This window comes from Proteus vulgaris (assembly GCF_016647575.1).
GTDB classification, from domain to species: Bacteria; Pseudomonadota; Gammaproteobacteria; order Enterobacterales; family Enterobacteriaceae; genus Proteus; species Proteus mirabilis_B.
In genome coordinates, this window is record NZ_CP032663.1 from 116104 (window position 1) to 134662 (window position 18559).

The window sequence follows — 18559 nt, forward strand, 5'->3', positions numbered from 1 at the left end:
GATGCAGATTTTCATGAATAATAAAAAAGTTTTTCTTATTTCTAGTATGGCTTCGAGTGTGGCTTTGAGTGTCATGGTGAGCAGTTTTGGTGCGTTTGCGAATAACAGCGATACATTAAGTGTGACCGCGAACCGCTTTCAAGAGCCTAACTCTTCTATTCTAGCGCCTATCACTGTTGTTGAACGTGAACAGATCGATCGTTGGCAGAGTAATAGTGTTATTGATGTATTACGCAGAATGCCGGGTATTGATGTGGGGCAAAACGGCGGGATAGGGCAGATGAGCTCTATTTATGTCCGTGGGACTGAATCTCGTCATGTTCTTATCTTAGTGGATGGTGTGCGTTTAAATCAGGCTAACGTATCTGGTAGTTCCGATATTAGCCAAATTCCCCTTTCTCTTGTTCAACGTATTGAATATATAAGAGGGCCTCGTTCTTCTGTTTATGGTTCAGATGCGATTGGCGGCGTGATTAATATCCTCACAGAAAGAAAAACGGAAGGAGGAACGCTTAATGCCACAATGGGTTCTCATGGTTATCAAGAATATGATGGTTCGGTAAAACAGAAAGTCGGGGATAGAACAACATTAACCGCAGCAGGTAGTTATCTCTATACCAAAGGTTATGATGTAGAAGCGAATGGAAATACTGGTGGATATCCACAACCTGATCGTGATGGCTTTATGAATAAGTCACTGTGGTTAGGGGTTAATCATGATATTAATGATGACGTTTCTTTATATGCACGAGCTTATGGTTTTGATAATCGCACCGCTTATGATGCTTATTATGACAGTTATAACGATACATTAACGGATACAAGAGCTCTATTTAGCCGTACCTATGATGGTGGCGTGAAGTTTCATCGCGATAACTACTCTTCTTCTTTAAATACTAGCTATAACTACACCAAAGATTATGACTATGATCCTCGTTATGGTCGCTATGGTAAAGGAAGCCGTTTTACCAACTCTGAGCAATATAATGTGCAGTGGGGAAATCACCTTTTATTAGGGGATGGTAGTATTGGTGGTGGTGTTGATTGGCAACGTCAATCTATTAAAGCAGGCTCCAATGGATTTCCTAATAAAGAACACTTCGACAATACTGGCTTATATCTAACAGGGCAGCAAAAATTAGGTGAGATTATCGCTGAAGCCTCTGTACGTTCTGATAAGCATTCAGAATATGGCTGGCATACTACTTGGCAAACTAACCTAGGCTGGGAATTTGTTGACGGTTATCGTGTGATTGGTGGTTATGGTACGGCATTTAAAGCTCCGACACTGATGCAACTTTATAGTGAATGGGGAAGTAATCCAGACTTACAACCTGAAAAGAGTAAACAGTGGGAAGGCGGCTTTGAAGGACTAACAGGACCTTTAGAGTGGCGATTAACGGCGTATCGTAATGATGTGAACTCTTTGATCCAAGGTGAATCGAACTATCCATATCGTAATTACAATGTTGGTAAAGCTTTAATTAAAGGTGTGGAATTTACAGGTGAAATGGATACTTGGGTTTTTCATCATACCTTTAACCTACAATATATAGACGCAAGAAATAAAGAAACGCATCAACGTCTTGATCGTCGTGCTCGTCAACAACTGAAATATCAACTTGATTGGCAAGTCGAGAAACTCGATATGGGTGTGACTTACCAATATATCGGTCAGCGCACAGATAAAGATTATGGGACTTATGAGAATGTTTCTTTAGGTGGTGTGAGTATTTGGGATTTAACTGCTTCATATCCTATTACATCACATCTCTCAATTCGTGGTAGAATAGCCAACCTGTTTGATAAAGATTATGAGACAGCTTATGGCTATCGCACGCCAGGACGAGAATACTTCCTCACAGGAAGTTACAACTTCTGATGCACTATCTACCGCTAACCCTACTGTATTAGTTTTTGATTCAGGGGTTGGCGGTTTATCTGTTTATCGTGAGATCCGTGAAAAACTACCGGAGGCTCACTATATCTATGTTTTCGATAATGAAGCTTTCCCTTATGGTGAAAAATCACAAGAGTTCATTATTGACCGTGTTGTTCGAATAGTTAGCGCGGTTGCTGAAAAACATGATCTCGCCACTATTGTTATTGCTTGCAATACAGCAAGTACAGTAAGCCTTCCTGCTTTACGCGCCAAGTTTACAGAGATCCCTATTGTGGGTGTTGTTCCGGCGATTAAGCCAGCGGCTAAATTAACATGTAATGGCGTGGTTGGATTATTAGCGACCAGAGCAACAGTTAAACGTCCTTATACCCATGAACTTATTGAACGCTTTGCAACTGATTGCAAAGTTCACTCTTTAGGTTCGGCTGAGCTGGTAGAACTGGCAGAAAGAAAACTTCATGGTGAAGAGGTTTCTTTAGATGAGCTTCGCAAAATCCTTACACCTTGGCTAAAAATGAAAGAGCCACCGGATACAGTGGTACTAGGTTGCACTCATTTCCCTTTATTAGCGGATGAACTTCTTTCTGTTTTACCTGATGGCACACGAATCATCGATTCTGGTGCTGCAATTGCACGAAGAACTGCGTGGTTGGTCGTAAATCAAGCGAAAATAAAAGGTTCAAATGAAATTAGCTTCGCTTATTGCTTAAAAGAAGATGAGAATAGCGAATTACTAAAACCTGTTTTAGCAAGTTTTGGCTTCGAATCGCTCAGAAAACTGGCGCTTTAAGTGCAATTTGATTGAAAATTCAACGGTCAGTAAAAAAACTCAAAAAAAGTGTTGCCAGCTTCACAAAACTCCCTATAATGCGCCCTCGTTGTCACGGCAAACCACGCTAAGTGAGTTAGCCGAGAGAACAAAGAAAAAAGTGAAAAGCCTTGAGAATAAACGCTTGACACTGAATGAGGAAGATGTAGAATGCACCTCCTCGCAACAACGCAGAAGACCGGAAACGGCAGCGAATGTTGCACTGCTCTTTAACAAATTATCAGACAATCTGTGTGGGCACTCGCAGAGACGATATCTTCTAAAATATTAGATGTATCAAGTCTTGAAGAGTGAACAACAAAAGTAAATTCATTTATGAATAGCTAAGTTTTCGATTTCTTTGAGCATCAAACACTTTTAATTGAAGAGTTTGATCATGGCTCAGATTGAACGCTGGCGGCAGGCCTAACACATGCAAGTCGAGCGGTAACAGGGGAAAGCTTGCTTTCTTGCTGACGAGCGGCGGACGGGTGAGTAATGTATGGGGATCTGCCCGATAGAGGGGGATAACTACTGGAAACGGTGGCTAATACCGCATGACGTCTACGGACCAAAGCAGGGGCTCTTCGGACCTTGCGCTATCGGATGAACCCATATGGGATTAGCTAGTAGGTGAGGTAATGGCTCACCTAGGCGACGATCTCTAGCTGGTCTGAGAGGATGATCAGCCACACTGGGACTGAGACACGGCCCAGACTCCTACGGGAGGCAGCAGTGGGGAATATTGCACAATGGGCGCAAGCCTGATGCAGCCATGCCGCGTGTATGAAGAAGGCCTTAGGGTTGTAAAGTACTTTCAGCGGGGAGGAAGGTGTTAAGATTAATACTCTTAGCAATTGACGTTACCCGCAGAAGAAGCACCGGCTAACTCCGTGCCAGCAGCCGCGGTAATACGGAGGGTGCAAGCGTTAATCGGAATTACTGGGCGTAAAGCGCACGCAGGCGGTCAATTAAGTCAGATGTGAAAGCCCCGAGCTTAACTTGGGAATTGCATCTGAAACTGGTTGGCTAGAGTCTTGTAGAGGGGGGTAGAATTCCACGTGTAGCGGTGAAATGCGTAGAGATGTGGAGGAATACCGGTGGCGAAGGCGGCCCCCTGGACAAAGACTGACGCTCAGGTGCGAAAGCGTGGGGAGCAAACAGGATTAGATACCCTGGTAGTCCACGCTGTAAACGATGTCGATTTAGAGGTTGTGGTCTTGAACCGTGGCTTCTGGAGCTAACGCGTTAAATCGACCGCCTGGGGAGTACGGCCGCAAGGTTAAAACTCAAATGAATTGACGGGGGCCCGCACAAGCGGTGGAGCATGTGGTTTAATTCGATGCAACGCGAAGAACCTTACCTACTCTTGACATCCAGAGAATCCTTTAGAGATAGAGGAGTGCCTTCGGGAACTCTGAGACAGGTGCTGCATGGCTGTCGTCAGCTCGTGTTGTGAAATGTTGGGTTAAGTCCCGCAACGAGCGCAACCCTTATCCTTTGTTGCCAGCGCGTGATGGCGGGAACTCAAAGGAGACTGCCGGTGATAAACCGGAGGAAGGTGGGGATGACGTCAAGTCATCATGGCCCTTACGAGTAGGGCTACACACGTGCTACAATGGCAGATACAAAGAGAAGCGACCTCGCGAGAGCAAGCGGAACTCATAAAGTCTGTCGTAGTCCGGATTGGAGTCTGCAACTCGACTCCATGAAGTCGGAATCGCTAGTAATCGTAGATCAGAATGCTACGGTGAATACGTTCCCGGGCCTTGTACACACCGCCCGTCACACCATGGGAGTGGGTTGCAAAAGAAGTAGGTAGCTTAACCTTCGGGAGGGCGCTTACCACTTTGTGATTCATGACTGGGGTGAAGTCGTAACAAGGTAACCGTAGGGGAACCTGCGGTTGGATCACCTCCTTACCTAAGAGATACGTGTTATGTGTAGTGCTCACACAGATTGTCTGATGAAGAACGAGCAAAAGCGCGTCTGCGAAGCTGACAAGAGTCCCCTTCGTCTAGAGGCCTAGGACACCGCCCTTTCACGGCGGTAACAGGGGTTCGAATCCCCTAGGGGACGCCAATTGCGCGGTATGAGTGAAAGGCGTACCACACTATGTCTGATGAAAATCAGAGAATAGTTAAGATAATTCGCATGAGTTATTTTACCTATTATGCTCTTTAACAATCTGGAACAAGCTGAAAAATTGAAAACAAATCAATATATCACCGAGGTATATTGATGAGTCTCTCAAAATCTCAGACCTTGAAGTGTGAACTCAAGACATTGGTCTTCGAGAGAAACATCTTCGGGTTGTGAGGTTAAGCGAATAAGCGTACACGGTGGATGCCTAGGCAATCAGAGGCGATGAAGGACGTGCTAATCTGCGATAAGCGTCGGTAAGGTGATATGAACCGTTATACCCGACGATTTCCGAATGGGGAAACCCAATATCCAATGGATATTATCATGACGTGAATACATAGCGTCATGAAGCGAACCGGGAGAACTGAAACATCTCAGTACCCCGAGGAAAAGAAATCAACCGAGATTCCCCTAGTAGCGGCGAGCGAACGGGGAACAGCCCAGAGTCTTAATCAATAGCAGCATCAGGAGAACGGTCTGGAAAGTCCGGCAGTAAAGGGTGATAGCCCCGTATCCGAAGATGCTGTTATTGTGAACTCGACGAGTAGGGCGGGACACGTGTTATCCTGTCTGAATATGGGGGGACCATCCTCCAAGGCTAAATACTCCTGATTGACCGATAGTGAACCAGTACCGTGAGGGAAAGGCGAAAAGAACCCCGGCGAGGGGAGTGAAAAAGAACCTGAAACCGTGTACGTACAAGCAGTAGGAGCCTCTTTATGGGGTGACTGCGTACCTTTTGTATAATGGGTCAGCGACTTATATTCTGTAGCAAGGTTAACCGTATAGGGGAGCCGTAGGGAAACCGAGTCTTAACTGGGCGAATGAGTTGCAGGGTATAGACCCGAAACCCGGTGATCTATCCATGGGCAGGTTGAAGGTTGGGTAACACTAACTGGAGGACCGAACCGACTAATGTTGAAAAATTAGCGGATGACTTGTGGATGGGGGTGAAAGGCCAATCAAACCGGGAGATAGCTGGTTCTCCCCGAAAGCTATTTAGGTAGCGCCTCGTGAACTCATCTTCGGGGGTAGAGCACTGTTTCGACTAGGGGGTCATCCCGACTTACCAACTCGATGCAAACTGCGAATACCGAAGAATGTTATCACGGGAGACACACGGCGGGTGCTAACGTCCGTCGTGAAGAGGGAAACAACCCAGACCGCCAGCTAAGGTCCCAAAGTCATGGTTAAGTGGGAAACGAAGTGGGAAGGCTCAGACAGCCAGGATGTTGGCTTAGAAGCAGCCATCATTTAAAGAAAGCGTAATAGCTCACTGGTCGAGTCGGCCCGCGCGGAAGATGTAACGGGGCTAAACCATGCACCGAAGCTGCGGCAGCGACACTATGTGTTGTTGGGTAGGGGAGCGTTCTGTAAGCCTGCGAAGGTGTACTGTGAGGTATGCTGGAGGTATCAGAAGTGCGAATGCTGACATAAGTAACGATAATGCGGGTGAAAAACCCGCACGCCGGAAGACCAAGGGTTCCTGTCCAACGTTAATCGGGGCAGGGTGAGTCGACCCCTAAGGCGAGGCTGAAAAGCGTAGTCGATGGGAAACGGGTTAATATTCCCGTACTGGTGGTAACTGCGATGGGGGAACGGAGAAGGCTAGGTTGTCCGGGCGACGGTCGTCCCGGTTCAAGCATGTAGGCAGAGTGATTAGGCAAATCCGGTCACTTAATGCTGAGGTGTGATGACGAGCCACTAAGGTGGTGAAGCAATTGATGCCCTGCTTCCAGGAAAAGCCTCTAAGCTTCAGGTTACCAACAATCGTACCCCAAACCGACACAGGTGGTCAGGTAGAGAATACTCAGGCGCTTGAGAGAACTCGGGTGAAGGAACTAGGCAAAATGGTGCCGTAACTTCGGGAGAAGGCACGCTGGCGGTAAGTGAAGTCCCTTGCGGACGGAGCCGAAGCCAGTCGAAGATACCAGCTGGCTGCAACTGTTTATTAAAAACACAGCACTGTGCAAACACGAAAGTGGACGTATACGGTGTGACGCCTGCCCGGTGCTGGAAGGTTAATTGATGGGGTTATCCGTAAGGAGAAGCTCTTGATCGAAGCCCCAGTAAACGGCGGCCGTAACTATAACGGTCCTAAGGTAGCGAAATTCCTTGTCGGGTAAGTTCCGACCTGCACGAATGGCGTAATGATGGCCAGGCTGTCTCCACCCGAGACTCAGTGAAATTGAACTCGCTGTGAAGATGCAGTGTACCCGCGGCAAGACGGAAAGACCCCGTGAACCTTTACTATAGCTTGACACTGAACATTGAGCCTTGATGTGTAGGATAGGTGGGAGACTATGAAGTGTGGACGCCAGTCTGCATGGAGTCAACCTTGAAATACCACCCTTTAACGTTTGATGTTCTAACCTAGGTCCATAATCTGGATCGGGGACCGTGTCTGGTGGGTAGTTTGACTGGGGCGGTCTCCTCCTAAAGAGTAACGGAGGAGCACGAAGGTTGGCTAAGCATGGTCGGACATCATGCGGTTAGTGCAAAGGCATAAGCCAGCTTGACTGTGAGAGTGACGGCTCGAGCAGGTACGAAAGTAGGTCTTAGTGATCCGGTGGTTCTGAATGGAAGGGCCATCGCTCAACGGATAAAAGGTACTCCGGGGATAACAGGCTGATACCGCCCAAGAGTTCATATCGACGGCGGTGTTTGGCACCTCGATGTCGGCTCATCACATCCTGGGGCTGAAGTAGGTCCCAAGGGTATGGCTGTTCGCCATTTAAAGTGGTACGCGAGCTGGGTTTAGAACGTCGTGAGACAGTTCGGTCCCTATCTGCCGTGGGCGTTGGAAGATTGAGAGGGGTTGCTCCTAGTACGAGAGGACCGGAGTGAACGCACCACTGGTGTTCGGGTTGTCATGCCAATGGCATTGCCCGGTAGCTAAGTGCGGAAGAGATAACCGCTGAAAGCATCTAAGCGGGAAACTTGCCTCGAGATGAGTCTTCCCTGTCACCTTGAGTGACCTAAAGGAACGTTTAAGACTAAGACGTTGATAGGCTGGGTGTGTAAGCGTAGCGATACGTTGAGCTAACCAGTACTAATGAACCGTGAGGCTTAACCTGACAACACCGAAGGTGTTTTGTCTGAGAGACGACAGTAGATGAAGTAAGCTTGTTTAAGATTGAATATTGCTGGTTAATGTGTAGAGATACACAATAACGGGTAATAAAACAGAATTTGCTTGGCAGCCATAGCGCAGCGGACCCACCTGAATCCATGCCGAACTCAGAAGTGAAACGTTGTAGCGCCGATGGTAGTGTGGGGTCTCCCCATGTGAGAGTAGGGAACTGCCAGGCATCAAATTTAGGCTGTGTCAGCCGGTGACAATAAGCCACTAGTGCTGATATGGCTCAGTTGGTAGAGCACACCCTTGGTAAGGGTGAGGTCCCCAGTTCGAATCTGGGTATCAGCACCATAAAAAATTAATTATAGCTACATAAACAGATAGTTATAAAAACAGAATTTGCTTGGCGGCCATAGCGCAGCGGACCCACCTGAATCCATGCCGAACTCAGAAGTGAAACGTTGTAGCGCCGATGGTAGTGTGGGGCCTCCCCATGTGAGAGTAGGGAACTGCCAGGCATTAAATAAGACGAGAAAGCCAACCCAATGGGTTGGCTTTTTTGCATTCTAAGACAACATCTAAAATACAGATGTAATATCTCCACACTAATCACCTATCACTTTGCTATCCTCAGCGATACTTGGCTGTTAAACTAAGCCATCAGCTAAATGAGGTAGACTTTCATGAAAGAATCGGTTTCATTGCAAGCATTTAATACATTTGGTTTGAGAGCAAAAGCTCACCAAATAGAAACTGCAAATAATGAAGATGAGCTTTGTACATATTGGCAAAATGCTCATGAGCAGAAAATGCCCACCCTTATTCTAGGTGGTGGTAGCAACGTACTATTTACAGAAGATTTTAATGGTGTTGTTATTCGCAACTGTATTGCTGGTATTGAAATTACTGAAGATGAGCAATATTGGTCTGTTCATGTTGGTGCGGGCGAAAATTGGCATGCACTTATTGAATTTCTGTTAGAAAAGAACATCTATGGACTGGAAAATTTATCACTGATCCCAGGAAATGTAGGCTCAGCACCAATACAAAATATCGGTGCTTATGGTAAAGAATTAAAAGATGTTTGCGCTTATGTAGATATTGTTGAACTAAGTACAGGTCATGTTCATCGATTAACTAATAATGAATGTCAGTTTGGTTACCGAGATAGTATTTTCAAACATCATTATCAGCAAGGCTTTGCCATTGTTGCTGTAGGCTTACAGCTTAGCAAAAAATGGGAGCCTATTCTTACCTATGGCGATTTATCAAAATTATCATTAGAAACAGTTACGCCAAAAGATGTGTTTGGGTCTGTGTGCTCTATGAGAACGAGCAAACTACCGGATCCTACCATAACAGGTAATGCTGGTAGTTTTTTCAAGAATCCAATTGTTGATATTCGTATTGCACAACATTTAAAAGCAGAATACCCCTTCTGTCCGCAATATGTTCAACAAGATGGTGTAAAACTTGCAGCAGGTTGGCTGATTGATCAATGCGGTCTTAAAGGCCATCAGATTGGTGGTGCGGCTGTTCATATGAAGCAAGCACTTGTTCTTATCAATAAAGACGGTCTGGCAACAGGCAAAGACATTGTTAATTTAGCTGCATATATACGTCAAAAAGTCTTCGAGCGCTTCGGTGTGCAATTAGAGCCAGAAGTCCGTTTTATTGGTCAATATGGCGAAATCAATGCAGTGGACGCTATTTCATGAAAGAAACACCAACACCTTTATTATTAATTGAAATTCTTGCTGACGGAAATATCCATTCAGGAGAGCAACTAGGCGAAAGCTTAGGAATGACACGCGCAGGTATTAACAAACATATTCAGACATTGCGTAGCTGGGGTATCGATGTTCAAACTGTCGCAGGAAAGGGCTATCAATTAGATGCTCCTATGAATTTGTTAAATGCGGATAGTGTAAACAAAAATATCAAAGGTGAACCTGCTAGCGTTATTCCTGTTATAGATTCTACTAACCAGTATTTGATACAACGTATTAGCGCATTAAAATCGGGTGATGTCTGCATTGCTGAATACCAGTCTGCTGGACGAGGCCGAAGAGGACGTCAATGGATTTCGCCTTTTGGTAGAAATTTATACTTGAGTATGTATTGGAAACTCGAACAAGGGCCTGCGGCTGCAATAGGACTGAGTTTGGTTGTCGGCGTTATTATGGCTGAGGTATTGCAAAAGCTTGGTGCAGATGGCGTTAAAGTTAAATGGCCTAACGATCTCTATTTAAATGATAAAAAACTTTCAGGTATTCTTGTTGAGTTAACAGGAAAAACAGGCGATGTTGCTCATATTGTCACGGGTATTGGTATCAATATTGCGATGAGTAAAAATCAAACTGAAGCCATTAACCAGCAATGGATTAACTTAGAGCAAGTTGGTATCAAAATTGATAGAAATAAGCTTGCTTGTGAAATTACTAATGCACTAAGAGAAGCATTTGTTCAATTTGAAAAACAAGGGTTATCTGTGTTTATCGAGCGTTGGAAACGTTTAGATAATTTTATGGATCGCCGAGTGAAGCTTATTATTGGTGAAAAAGAGATCTTTGGTATTGCCAAGGGCATCAATGATCAAGGGGCTTTACTTTTAGAACAAGATGGAAAAATCATACCTTATATAGGTGGTGAAATTTCACTGAGAAGTGCATCGTAATGCTTTAAATTGCATCGAACATCTAAAACTAAAAAAGCTTTCCTAAATTGGAAAGCTTTTTGTTTATCGATATTATTTTGAATAACTAAAATACAATAATACTGAGACCAAGTATCACTAATTGTTTAGATTTATTTACGTAATCGAACGTTGGTGATCGTATGATTTTGGCCTTTGGTCAGTATAAGGCTCGCTCTTTCTTTCGTCGGCAAAATATTCTGTTTTAAATTCAAACCATTAATTTCTTGCCAAATTGAAGATGCTATTTCAATAGATTCTTCTCTGCTTAATTTAGAGTAATTATTAAAATATGATTCAGGATCAGTGAACGCACCTTCTCTAAATTTTAAAAAGCGACTGATATACCAGTGTTTTAGTAATTCTTCTTCAGCATCAACATAAATAGAGAAATCTACATAATCTGATACGAAAACATTATGCGGATCATGAGGATAATCTTGATTGCTTTGTAATACATTCAATCCTTCAAGAATTAAGATATCCGGTTGTTCAATAACCTGTTTCTTATCTGGAATGATGTCATACACTAAATGAGAATAGACAGGGGCTGTTACTTGCTTCTTGCCTGATTTTATATCAGAAACGAAAGAGACAAGGCTATGCATATCATAGGATTCAGGAAATCCTTTCTTCTTCATTATCCCGCGTTTCTTTAACTCCGCATTAGGTAAAAGAAAACCATCAGTAGTAATTAAATCAACTTTACGATGTTCTGGCCAACGGGTTAAAAGTGCTTGTAGTAAACGAGCAGTGGTGCTCTTACCAACAGCAACACTGCCGGCTATACCAATAATATAAGGGATTTTAGCGCTTCTTGTTCCAAGAAACTGCTCTAAGACGGCTTGACGACGTAAGTTAGAACTTATGTAAAAATTGAGCAATCTTGAAAGAGGAAGATAAATCTCAATGACATCATCAATAGAAATTTCTTCGTTAATTCCTTTTAAATCGGCAATCTCTTTCTCGGTTAGTGTTAAAGGAACGGAATCTCTTAACGTTGCCCAGTGCTTTCTGTCAAATTCTAAATAAGGGGTTATAAAGCGTTCTTTGTTATTCATAAGCCAACATCTGCCTAATATTCGCAGGTTGGACAGGCTGTTTAAAACACCCGTATCCGATAAAAAATAAACAGCATCATAACGAGTGATGCCTCTTAGGCGTAGATATTTTTTAAATTTTTTCTACTTTTTTTGACACGAACTGAATAAATTTGTAAAAAAAGTACAAAAAATAGTCATAAAAATAATTTTTTAGCGTAGACTAATAAGGGTGCAATTAATCTTTTTTCTAAAAATTTATTGATGATTAATAAATTTGGGACTGAATAGATAAATTAGCGTGCTAATCTATCATGAATTTTTGTTGGCATTTTGGTCGTTTTTTTCCTAAAAAATCAACAATTCAATCAAAAGTGAACAAAATCTAAGCAAAAGAACAAATATCGCAATTTTTTTGTTGCATCATGATGAAAGTCCTCCTAGAATGCGCACCACTTAGCCGGCATAGCTCAGTTGGTAGAGCAACTGACTTGTAATCAGTAGGTCCCGAGTTCGACTCTTGGTGCCGGCACCATTAAAAATTAGGTTTGGTGGGATACCCAAGCGGCCAAAGGGAGCAGACTGTAAATCTGCCGTCACAGACTTCGAAGGTTCGAATCCTTCTCCCACCACCATTAATTCCTAACTTAAGTGTTTTAAATTAGTAAACACTTAAGTAGAATACAAAGCTGATTTTAAGTCAGGTAGCCGAGTTCTGCGGGCATCGTATAATGGCTATTACCTCAGCCTTCCAAGCTGATGATGCGGGTTCGATTCCCGCTGCCCGCTCCAGATGTGCTGATATAGCTCAGTTGGTAGAGCGCACCCTTGGTAAGGGTGAGGTCGGCAGTTCGAATCTGCCTATCAGCACCACTCCTTCATGTTCTTGCCTCCCTGATTAAAATCTTAACAAGCACTAGCAAATCGCTAATTTACTTACTGCTTGGTTGATGTGGTGTAACCACCGATTCCGTGTCTTAGAGGGACAATTTAAATGTCTAAAGAAAAATTTGAACGTTCAAAACCGCACGTTAACGTTGGTACTATCGGCCACGTTGACCACGGTAAAACAACTCTGACTGCTGCAATCACTACAGTTTTAGCTAAAACTTACGGTGGTGCTGCTCGTGCATTCGATCAAATCGATAACGCACCAGAAGAAAAAGCTCGTGGTATCACCATCTCTACTTCACACGTAGAATATGACACTCCAACTCGTCACTACGCACACGTAGACTGCCCAGGTCACGCCGACTATGTTAAAAACATGATCACTGGTGCTGCGCAAATGGACGGAGCTATCCTGGTTGTTGCTGCGACTGATGGCCCAATGCCACAAACTCGTGAGCACATCCTGTTAGGTCGTCAGGTTGGTGTTCCTTACATCATCGTATTCCTGAACAAATGTGACATGGTAGATGATGAAGAGTTACTGGAATTAGTAGAAATGGAAGTTCGTGAACTTCTGTCTCAGTACGATTTCCCAGGTGACGACACTCCAGTAATCCGTGGTTCAGCGCTGAAAGCACTGGAAGGCGAAGCTGAGTGGGAAGCAAAAATTGTTGAATTAGCAGAAGCACTGGATTCATACATCCCAGAACCAGAGCGTGCAATTGACAAACCATTCCTGTTACCAATCGAAGACGTATTCTCAATCTCAGGCCGTGGTACAGTAGTAACTGGTCGTGTTGAGCGTGGTGTTGTTAAAGTTGGTGAAGAAGTTGAAATCGTTGGTATCAAACCAACAGTTAAAACAACTTGTACTGGCGTTGAAATGTTCCGTAAATTACTTGACGAAGGTCGTGCAGGTGAGAACGTTGGTGTTCTTCTGCGTGGTACTAAACGTGAAGAAATCGAACGTGGACAAGTACTGGCAAAACCAGGTTCAATCAAGCCACACACTAAATTCGAATCAGAAGTTTATATTCTGAGCAAAGATGAAGGTGGTCGTCATACTCCATTCTTCAAAGGCTACCGTCCACAGTTCTACTTCCGTACAACTGACGTAACTGGTACTATCGAATTACCAGAAGGCGTAGAAATGGTAATGCCAGGTGACAACATCAACATGATCGTTGAACTGATTCACCCAATCGCGATGGACGACGGTTTACGTTTCGCTATCCGTGAAGGTGGCCGTACAGTAGGTGCGGGCGTTGTTGCTAAAGTATTAGGTTAATTCCCGATAGATTTATGCATGAAGAGGGCATCGTAAGATGCCCTTTTTTTGTATCTGAAGATTAGATATTTTAAATCTCAGCAAAGTATTAATGTTTTCTCCTGCATCATCATCGTTGATGATATAAATAAGTAAAAACACTTAAGTCAAATAAATAGAAATTGAAATCATAATAATTATCATTTACTATCTTGTTCGTGAGTAGTTAATGAGGTTGTTATTATGTACGTATGTCTTTGCCACGGTGTGAGTGATAAAAAAATTATCTCAACTGTCCATAAACATCAAATCCACACTATTAATGAATTACGCAAGATCTTACCCGTTGGAAGTTGTTGCGGTAAGTGCGTACGTCAAGCCCGTCAACTTATCGAAAATGAGCAATCAGCTCTTTACCCACAAATTTCTGAAGTTGCATAACAAATTTTAAATTTCCTTTCTCTCCTCTTTGTATAAAAGGTCTACACTGAAAAGACTGGAAGCAAAGGAGCATAAAAATGAAAGGTGATAAAAAAATGATAGCCCACCTTAATAAGTTATTAGGTGGTGAGCTTGTTGCAATTAATCAGTATTTCCTACATGCCCGAATGTTCAAGAATTGGGGACTCTCACGTCTCAATGAAATGGAATATCATGAATCCATAGACGAGATGAAACACGCAGATAAATATATCGAGCGTATCTTGTTCCTTGAAGGCATTCCAAATTTACAAGATTTAGGCAAATTAAACATCGGTGAAGATGTTGAAGAGATGCTACGTTCTGATTTGGAATTAGAATTAGGCGGTGCCAAAGATTTACGTGAAGCCATTGCTTACGCAGATTCAATTCATGATTATGTCAGCCGTGATCTCATGCTAGAAATTCTAATCGATGAAGAAGGGCACATTGATTGGATAGAAACCCAGCTTGAACTTATCGAACGCATGGGACTTCAAAATTATCTACAAGCTCAAATTATTGAAGAGTAATTTGGCTCATACAGAAAAGAATAATTCACCTTCGTTAGTGAATTATTAGATGCTTTTTAAAGCAAAGGTAATGAAGGTGCCTTTGCTTTTTTTATTTTTGAAAAGATAAAACGAATTTTTATCGCTGATTTTTTATTCTTGGCTTGATTTCATCACTCAGGCAAGTATAATGCGCAGGCTCACTGATTTAGTGAGGCTGATTTATCAGCTAATGCAGATTTTATATTGCATTAATATAATACTCCCGATTGGGGAGTTATATGCAGAACGATTACACTCTCTCATCAATCGAAATGGGTACGAGTAGTGATCATTTACGTTTATAAAAAATAGTTGGAGCTCTGGTCTCATGCAGAACCAAAGAATCCGTATCCGCCTGAAAGCTTTTGATCATCGTCTGATTGATCAATCAACTGCGGAAATCGTAGAGACTGCTAAGCGCACTGGTGCGCAAGTTCGTGGTCCAATCCCACTGCCGACGCGCAAAGAGCGTTTCACAGTGTTGATTTCTCCGCACGTTAATAAAGATGCGCGTGATCAGTATGAAATTCGCACTCACAAACGTCTGGTTGACATCGTTGAGCCAACCGAGAAAACCGTTGATGCTCTGATGCGTCTGGATCTGGCTGCCGGCGTAGACGTGCAGATCAGCCTAGGTTAATCAGGTCATCAAGCGATTGAGAGGTTGAAACAATGATTGGTTTAGTCGGTAAGAAAGTAGGAATGACTCGTATCTTCACTGAAGATGGCGTTTCAATCCCTGTAACCGTTATCGAAATTGAAAACAACCGTGTTACTCAGGTCAGAGATCTAGAGAAAGACGGTTATCGTGCCATTCAGGTGACTACTGGTAGCAAAAAAGCTAACCGTGTACTGAAACCTGAAGCAGGGCATTTTGCTAAAGCTGGTGTTGAAGCTGGTCGCTTACTACGTGAATTCCGTCTGAATGAAGGCGAAGAATACACTGTAGGTCAAAGCATTAGCGTAGAAATTTTCGCTGACGTTAAAAAAGTCGACGTTACTGGAACATCTAAAGGTAAAGGTTTTGCCGGTACTGTAAAGCGCTGGAACTTCCGTACTCAAGATGCTACCCATGGTAACTCCTTGTCTCACCGTGTTCCGGGTTCTATCGGTCAGAACCAGACTCCGGGTAAGGTGTTTAAAGGCAAGAAAATGGCAGGTCAACTGGGTAACGAACAAGTTACCGTTCAGAGCCTGGAAGTAGTACGTGTTGACGCTGAGCGCAACCTGCTGCTGGTCAAAGGTGCTGTTCCAGGTGCAACTGGCAGTGACCTGATCGTTAAACCAGCTGTCAAGGCGTAACGTCGAGGAGATAGGAATGGAATTGGTAATGAAAGACGCGCAAGGCGCGCTGACTGTTTCCGAAACTACCTTCGGGCGTGACTTTAACGAAGCGCTTGTGCATCAAGTAGTCGTTGCATACGCTGCTGGTGCTCGTCAAGGTACTCGTGCTCAGAAAACCCGTGCTGAAGTTTCTGGTTCAGGCAAAAAGCCTTGGAGACAGAAAGGTACAGGTCGTGCACGTTCAGGTTCAATCAAGAGCCCAATTTGGCGCTCTGGTGGTGTTAGCTTCGCAGCTAAACCACAGGACCACAGTCAAAAAGTAAACAAAAAGATGTACCGTGGTGCTCTGAAGAGCATTCTGTCTGAATTGGTACGTCAAGATCGTCTGATCGTCGTAGAGAATTTTTCTGTTGAAGCGCCTAAAACTAAGCTTTTAGCACAGAAACTGAAAGATATGGCTCTGGTTGATGTTCTGATCGTCACTGCTGATGTAGATGAGAATCTGTATTTAGCAGCACGTAACTTATATAAAGTTGACGTACGTGATGCAGCAACAATCGACCCTGTTAGCTTAATCGCCTTCGACAAAGTCGTCATGACTGCTGACGCTGTGAAGCAAGTTGAGGAGATGCTGGCATGATCCGTGAAGAACGTCTGCTGAAAGTACTGCGCGCGCCGCATGTATCTGAAAAAGCTTCTATCGCGATGGAAAAATCAAATACCATCGTTCTCAAAGTTGCTAAAGACGCGACCAAAGCAGAGATTAAAGCAGCTGTACAAAAACTGTTTGAAGTCGAAGTTGAAAGTGTTAACACTCTGCTGATGAAAGGCAAAGTGAAACGTCACGGTCAGCGTATTGGTCGTCGTAGCGACTGGAAAAAAGCTTACGTAACCCTGAAGGAAGGCCAGAATCTGGACTTCGTCGGCGGCGCTGAGTAAGTCGGAGGAGTAAAGAACAATGGCAATTGTTAAATGTAAACCTACGTCTCCGGGCCGTCGCCACGTAGTTAAAGTGGTAAACCCTGAGCTGCATAAAGGGAAACCTTATGCGCCATTGCTGGAAAAAAACAGCAAGTCCGGTGGTCGTAACAACAATGGTCGTATCACTACCCGTCATATCGGTGGTGGTCACAAACAGGCTTACCGTATTGTTGACTTCAAACGCAACAAAGATGGTATCCCTGCGACAGTAGAACGTCTGGAATATGATCCAAACCGTTCAGCTAACATCGCTTTAGTGCTGTATGCTGATGGTGAACGTCGCTACATTCTGGCTCCAAAAGGCCTGAAAGCGGGTGATAAAGTTCAGTCTGGCGTTGATGCTGCTATCAAAGCGGGTAACACCTTACCAATGCGTAATATCCCGGTTGGTTCTACAGTTCATAACGTAGAAATGAAACCAGGTAAAGGTGGTCAGTTAGCTCGTTCAGCTGGTACTTACGTTCAGATCGTTGCTCGTGATGGTGCTTATGTCACTATTCGTCTGCGTTCTGGTGAAATGCGTAAAGTTCCTTCTGATTGCCGTGCAACTATCGGTGAAGTTGGCAACTCTGAGCACATGTTACGCGTTCTGGGTAAAGCTGGTGCAAGTCGCTGGCGTGGTATTCGTCCTACCGTTCGCGGTACTGCGATGAACCCAGTCGATCACCCACATGGTGGTGGTGAAGGTCGTAACTTTGGTAAACACCCAGTAACACCTTGGGGCGTTCAAACCAAAGGTAAGAAGACTCGTAAAAACAAACGCACTGAACATTTCATCGTTCATCGTCGTACTAAGAAATAATTAGAGGATAAGCCATGCCACGTTCTCTCAAGAAAGGTCCTTTCATTGACCTGCACTTGCTGAAGAAGGTAGAGAAAGCGGTGGAAAGCGGTGACAAAAAGCCTGTTAAGACTTGGTCCCGTCGTTCAACGATCTTTCCTAACATGATCGGTTTGACCATCGCTGTCCATAATGGTCGTCAGCATGTTCCAGTTTACGTTTCCGACGAAATGGTTGGTCACAAACTGGGTGAATTCGCGCCGACCCGTACTTATCGCGGTCATGCAGCCGATAAAAAGGCTAAGAAAAAATAAGGTAGGAGGAAGAGATGGAAACTATCGCTATGCATCGCCACGCTCGTTCTTCTGCTCAGAAGGTTCGCTTGGTAGCTGACCTGATTCGCGGTAAGAAAGTGTCGCAAGCTCTGGAAATTTTAACCTTTACCAACAAGAAAGCTGCTGGTTTAGTGAAGAAAGTACTGGAGTCTGCTATTGCTAATGCAGAACACAACGATGGCGCTGACATTGATGATCTGAAAGTAGCTAAGATCTTTGTTGACGAAGGTCCTTCTATGAAGCGCATTATGCCTCGTGCAAAAGGCCGTGCAGATCGTATTCTGAAGCGCACCAGCCACATCACTGTGGTTGTGTCTGATCGCTGAGACTCTGGAGA

Annotated in this window: 15 protein-coding genes, 6 tRNA genes and 4 rRNA genes; 24 read left to right on the top strand and 1 reads right to left on the bottom strand. The window is 44.0% G+C overall.

The window, feature by feature from the left end; genetic code table 11:
- Positions 1-13: 13 nt before the first annotated feature.
- The 10 genes from btuB (at position 14) to birA (ending at position 10612) form a co-directional block, all read left to right on the top strand.
- Complete coding sequence (gene btuB / locus D7029_RS00525) at positions 14-1882, top strand: TonB-dependent vitamin B12 receptor BtuB (RefSeq protein WP_194951597.1); 1869 nt, start codon at positions 14-16, stop codon at positions 1880-1882.
- Positions 1827-2693, top strand: a complete 867-nt coding sequence (gene murI / locus D7029_RS00530) for a glutamate racemase (RefSeq protein ID WP_194951598.1) — start codon at positions 1827-1829, stop codon at positions 2691-2693. Before btuB ends, murI begins: the two co-directional genes overlap by 56 nt.
- A gap of 397 nt (positions 2694-3090) precedes the next feature.
- Positions 3091-4633 (top strand): 16S ribosomal RNA (locus D7029_RS00535).
- An 84-nt stretch (positions 4634-4717) separates the two neighbouring features.
- Positions 4718-4793 (top strand) — tRNA-Glu (locus tag D7029_RS00540).
- A gap of 237 nt (positions 4794-5030) precedes the next feature.
- Positions 5031-7933 (top strand): 23S ribosomal RNA (locus tag D7029_RS00545).
- A gap of 118 nt (positions 7934-8051) precedes the next feature.
- Positions 8052-8167: ribosomal RNA gene (gene rrf / locus D7029_RS00550) — 5S ribosomal RNA — on the top strand.
- A gap of 43 nt (positions 8168-8210) precedes the next feature.
- Positions 8211-8286, top strand: a tRNA-Thr gene (locus D7029_RS00555).
- Positions 8287-8337: 51 nt separating this feature from the next.
- Positions 8338-8453, top strand: a 5S ribosomal RNA gene (rrf, locus tag D7029_RS00560).
- Together the 16S, 23S and 5S rRNA genes with 2 tRNA genes alongside form the textbook arrangement of a ribosomal RNA operon.
- 165 nt (positions 8454-8618) lie before the next feature.
- Positions 8619-9653, top strand: coding sequence for a UDP-N-acetylmuramate dehydrogenase (gene murB / locus D7029_RS00565; protein WP_194951599.1), 1035 nt, complete (start codon positions 8619-8621; stop codon positions 9651-9653).
- On the top strand, positions 9650-10612 hold the full coding sequence (birA, locus tag D7029_RS00570; protein WP_194951600.1) for a bifunctional biotin--[acetyl-CoA-carboxylase] ligase/biotin operon repressor BirA: 963 nt from the start codon (positions 9650-9652) through the stop codon (positions 10610-10612). The genes murB and birA overlap by 4 nt, the downstream gene beginning before the upstream one ends.
- Positions 10613-10743: 131 nt before the next feature.
- Here birA and coaA read toward each other — a convergent pair whose 3' ends face one another.
- The gene (coaA, locus tag D7029_RS00575) at positions 10744-11691 is read right to left on the bottom strand and encodes a type I pantothenate kinase (protein WP_088494065.1); all 948 of its coding nucleotides are present in this window, start codon (positions 11689-11691) and stop codon (positions 10744-10746) included.
- Positions 11692-12129: 438 nt separating this feature from the next.
- On the opposite strand from coaA, the gene D7029_RS00580 reads away from it, so the two are divergent.
- The 14 genes from D7029_RS00580 to rplV all read left to right on the top strand — a co-directional run bounded on the left by D7029_RS00580 (position 12130) and on the right by rplV (position 18548).
- A tRNA-Thr gene (locus D7029_RS00580) sits at positions 12130-12205 on the top strand.
- A 15-nt stretch (positions 12206-12220) separates the two neighbouring features.
- Positions 12221-12305, top strand: a tRNA-Tyr gene (locus D7029_RS00585).
- An 82-nt stretch (positions 12306-12387) separates the two neighbouring features.
- Positions 12388-12462 (top strand) — tRNA-Gly (locus D7029_RS00590).
- 5 nt (positions 12463-12467) lie between these two features.
- A tRNA-Thr gene (locus D7029_RS00595) sits at positions 12468-12543 on the top strand.
- Positions 12544-12664: 121 nt separating this feature from the next.
- Positions 12665-13849: an elongation factor Tu gene (gene tuf / locus D7029_RS00600; RefSeq protein WP_088494064.1), complete on the top strand. Its 1185-nt coding sequence runs from the start codon at positions 12665-12667 to the stop codon at positions 13847-13849.
- 222 nt (positions 13850-14071) lie between these two features.
- On the top strand, positions 14072-14269 hold the full coding sequence (gene bfd / locus D7029_RS00605) for a bacterioferritin-associated ferredoxin (RefSeq protein ID WP_088494063.1): 198 nt from the start codon (positions 14072-14074) through the stop codon (positions 14267-14269).
- Positions 14270-14346: 77 nt separating this feature from the next.
- Positions 14347-14820: a bacterioferritin gene (gene bfr / locus D7029_RS00610; protein WP_194951601.1), complete on the top strand. Its 474-nt coding sequence runs from the start codon at positions 14347-14349 to the stop codon at positions 14818-14820.
- A gap of 349 nt (positions 14821-15169) precedes the next feature.
- The gene (rpsJ, locus tag D7029_RS00615) at positions 15170-15481 is read left to right on the top strand and encodes a 30S ribosomal protein S10 (RefSeq protein ID WP_001181005.1); all 312 of its coding nucleotides are present in this window, start codon (positions 15170-15172) and stop codon (positions 15479-15481) included.
- A gap of 32 nt (positions 15482-15513) precedes the next feature.
- Entirely contained in the window at positions 15514-16143 is a 630-nt protein-coding gene (gene rplC / locus D7029_RS00620) for a 50S ribosomal protein L3 (RefSeq protein ID WP_023583465.1), read from the top strand.
- Positions 16144-16159: 16 nt separating this feature from the next.
- On the top strand, positions 16160-16765 hold the full coding sequence (gene rplD, locus D7029_RS00625; protein WP_088494062.1) for a 50S ribosomal protein L4: 606 nt from the start codon (positions 16160-16162) through the stop codon (positions 16763-16765).
- Entirely contained in the window at positions 16762-17064 is a 303-nt protein-coding gene (rplW, locus tag D7029_RS00630) for a 50S ribosomal protein L23 (protein ID WP_004246962.1), read from the top strand. The genes rplD and rplW overlap by 4 nt, the downstream gene beginning before the upstream one ends.
- A gap of 19 nt (positions 17065-17083) precedes the next feature.
- On the top strand, positions 17084-17908 hold the full coding sequence (rplB, locus tag D7029_RS00635) for a 50S ribosomal protein L2 (RefSeq protein WP_006535497.1): 825 nt from the start codon (positions 17084-17086) through the stop codon (positions 17906-17908).
- Between the two features lie 14 nt (positions 17909-17922).
- Positions 17923-18201: a 30S ribosomal protein S19 gene (gene rpsS, locus D7029_RS00640; RefSeq protein WP_004246960.1), complete on the top strand. Its 279-nt coding sequence runs from the start codon at positions 17923-17925 to the stop codon at positions 18199-18201.
- 14 nt (positions 18202-18215) lie between these two features.
- On the top strand, positions 18216-18548 hold the full coding sequence (gene rplV / locus D7029_RS00645; RefSeq protein ID WP_006535498.1) for a 50S ribosomal protein L22: 333 nt from the start codon (positions 18216-18218) through the stop codon (positions 18546-18548).
- The last annotated feature ends 11 nt before the right edge of the window (positions 18549-18559 follow it).

What these genes read in the sequence shown, in the direction of transcription:
- btuB (WP_194951597.1), top strand. Translation starts at nt 14, where the DNA reads ATGAATAATAAAAAAGTTTTTCTTATTTCTAGTATGGCTTCGAGTGTG.
- murI (WP_194951598.1), top strand. Translation starts at nt 1,827, where the DNA reads ATGGCTATCGCACGCCAGGACGAGAATACTTCCTCACAGGAAGTTACA.
- murB (WP_194951599.1), top strand. Translation starts at nt 8,619, where the DNA reads ATGAAAGAATCGGTTTCATTGCAAGCATTTAATACATTTGGTTTGAGA.
- birA (WP_194951600.1), top strand. Translation starts at nt 9,650, where the DNA reads ATGAAAGAAACACCAACACCTTTATTATTAATTGAAATTCTTGCTGAC.
- coaA (WP_088494065.1), bottom strand. Translation starts at nt 11,691, where the DNA reads ATGAATAACAAAGAACGCTTTATAACCCCTTATTTAGAATTTGACAGA.
- tuf (WP_088494064.1), top strand. Translation starts at nt 12,665, where the DNA reads ATGTCTAAAGAAAAATTTGAACGTTCAAAACCGCACGTTAACGTTGGT.
- bfd (WP_088494063.1), top strand. Translation starts at nt 14,072, where the DNA reads ATGTACGTATGTCTTTGCCACGGTGTGAGTGATAAAAAAATTATCTCA.
- bfr (WP_194951601.1), top strand. Translation starts at nt 14,347, where the DNA reads ATGAAAGGTGATAAAAAAATGATAGCCCACCTTAATAAGTTATTAGGT.
- rpsJ (WP_001181005.1), top strand. Translation starts at nt 15,170, where the DNA reads ATGCAGAACCAAAGAATCCGTATCCGCCTGAAAGCTTTTGATCATCGT.
- rplC (WP_023583465.1), top strand. Translation starts at nt 15,514, where the DNA reads ATGATTGGTTTAGTCGGTAAGAAAGTAGGAATGACTCGTATCTTCACT.
- rplD (WP_088494062.1), top strand. Translation starts at nt 16,160, where the DNA reads ATGGAATTGGTAATGAAAGACGCGCAAGGCGCGCTGACTGTTTCCGAA.
- rplW (WP_004246962.1), top strand. Translation starts at nt 16,762, where the DNA reads ATGATCCGTGAAGAACGTCTGCTGAAAGTACTGCGCGCGCCGCATGTA.
- rplB (WP_006535497.1), top strand. Translation starts at nt 17,084, where the DNA reads ATGGCAATTGTTAAATGTAAACCTACGTCTCCGGGCCGTCGCCACGTA.
- rpsS (WP_004246960.1), top strand. Translation starts at nt 17,923, where the DNA reads ATGCCACGTTCTCTCAAGAAAGGTCCTTTCATTGACCTGCACTTGCTG.
- rplV (WP_006535498.1), top strand. Translation starts at nt 18,216, where the DNA reads ATGGAAACTATCGCTATGCATCGCCACGCTCGTTCTTCTGCTCAGAAG.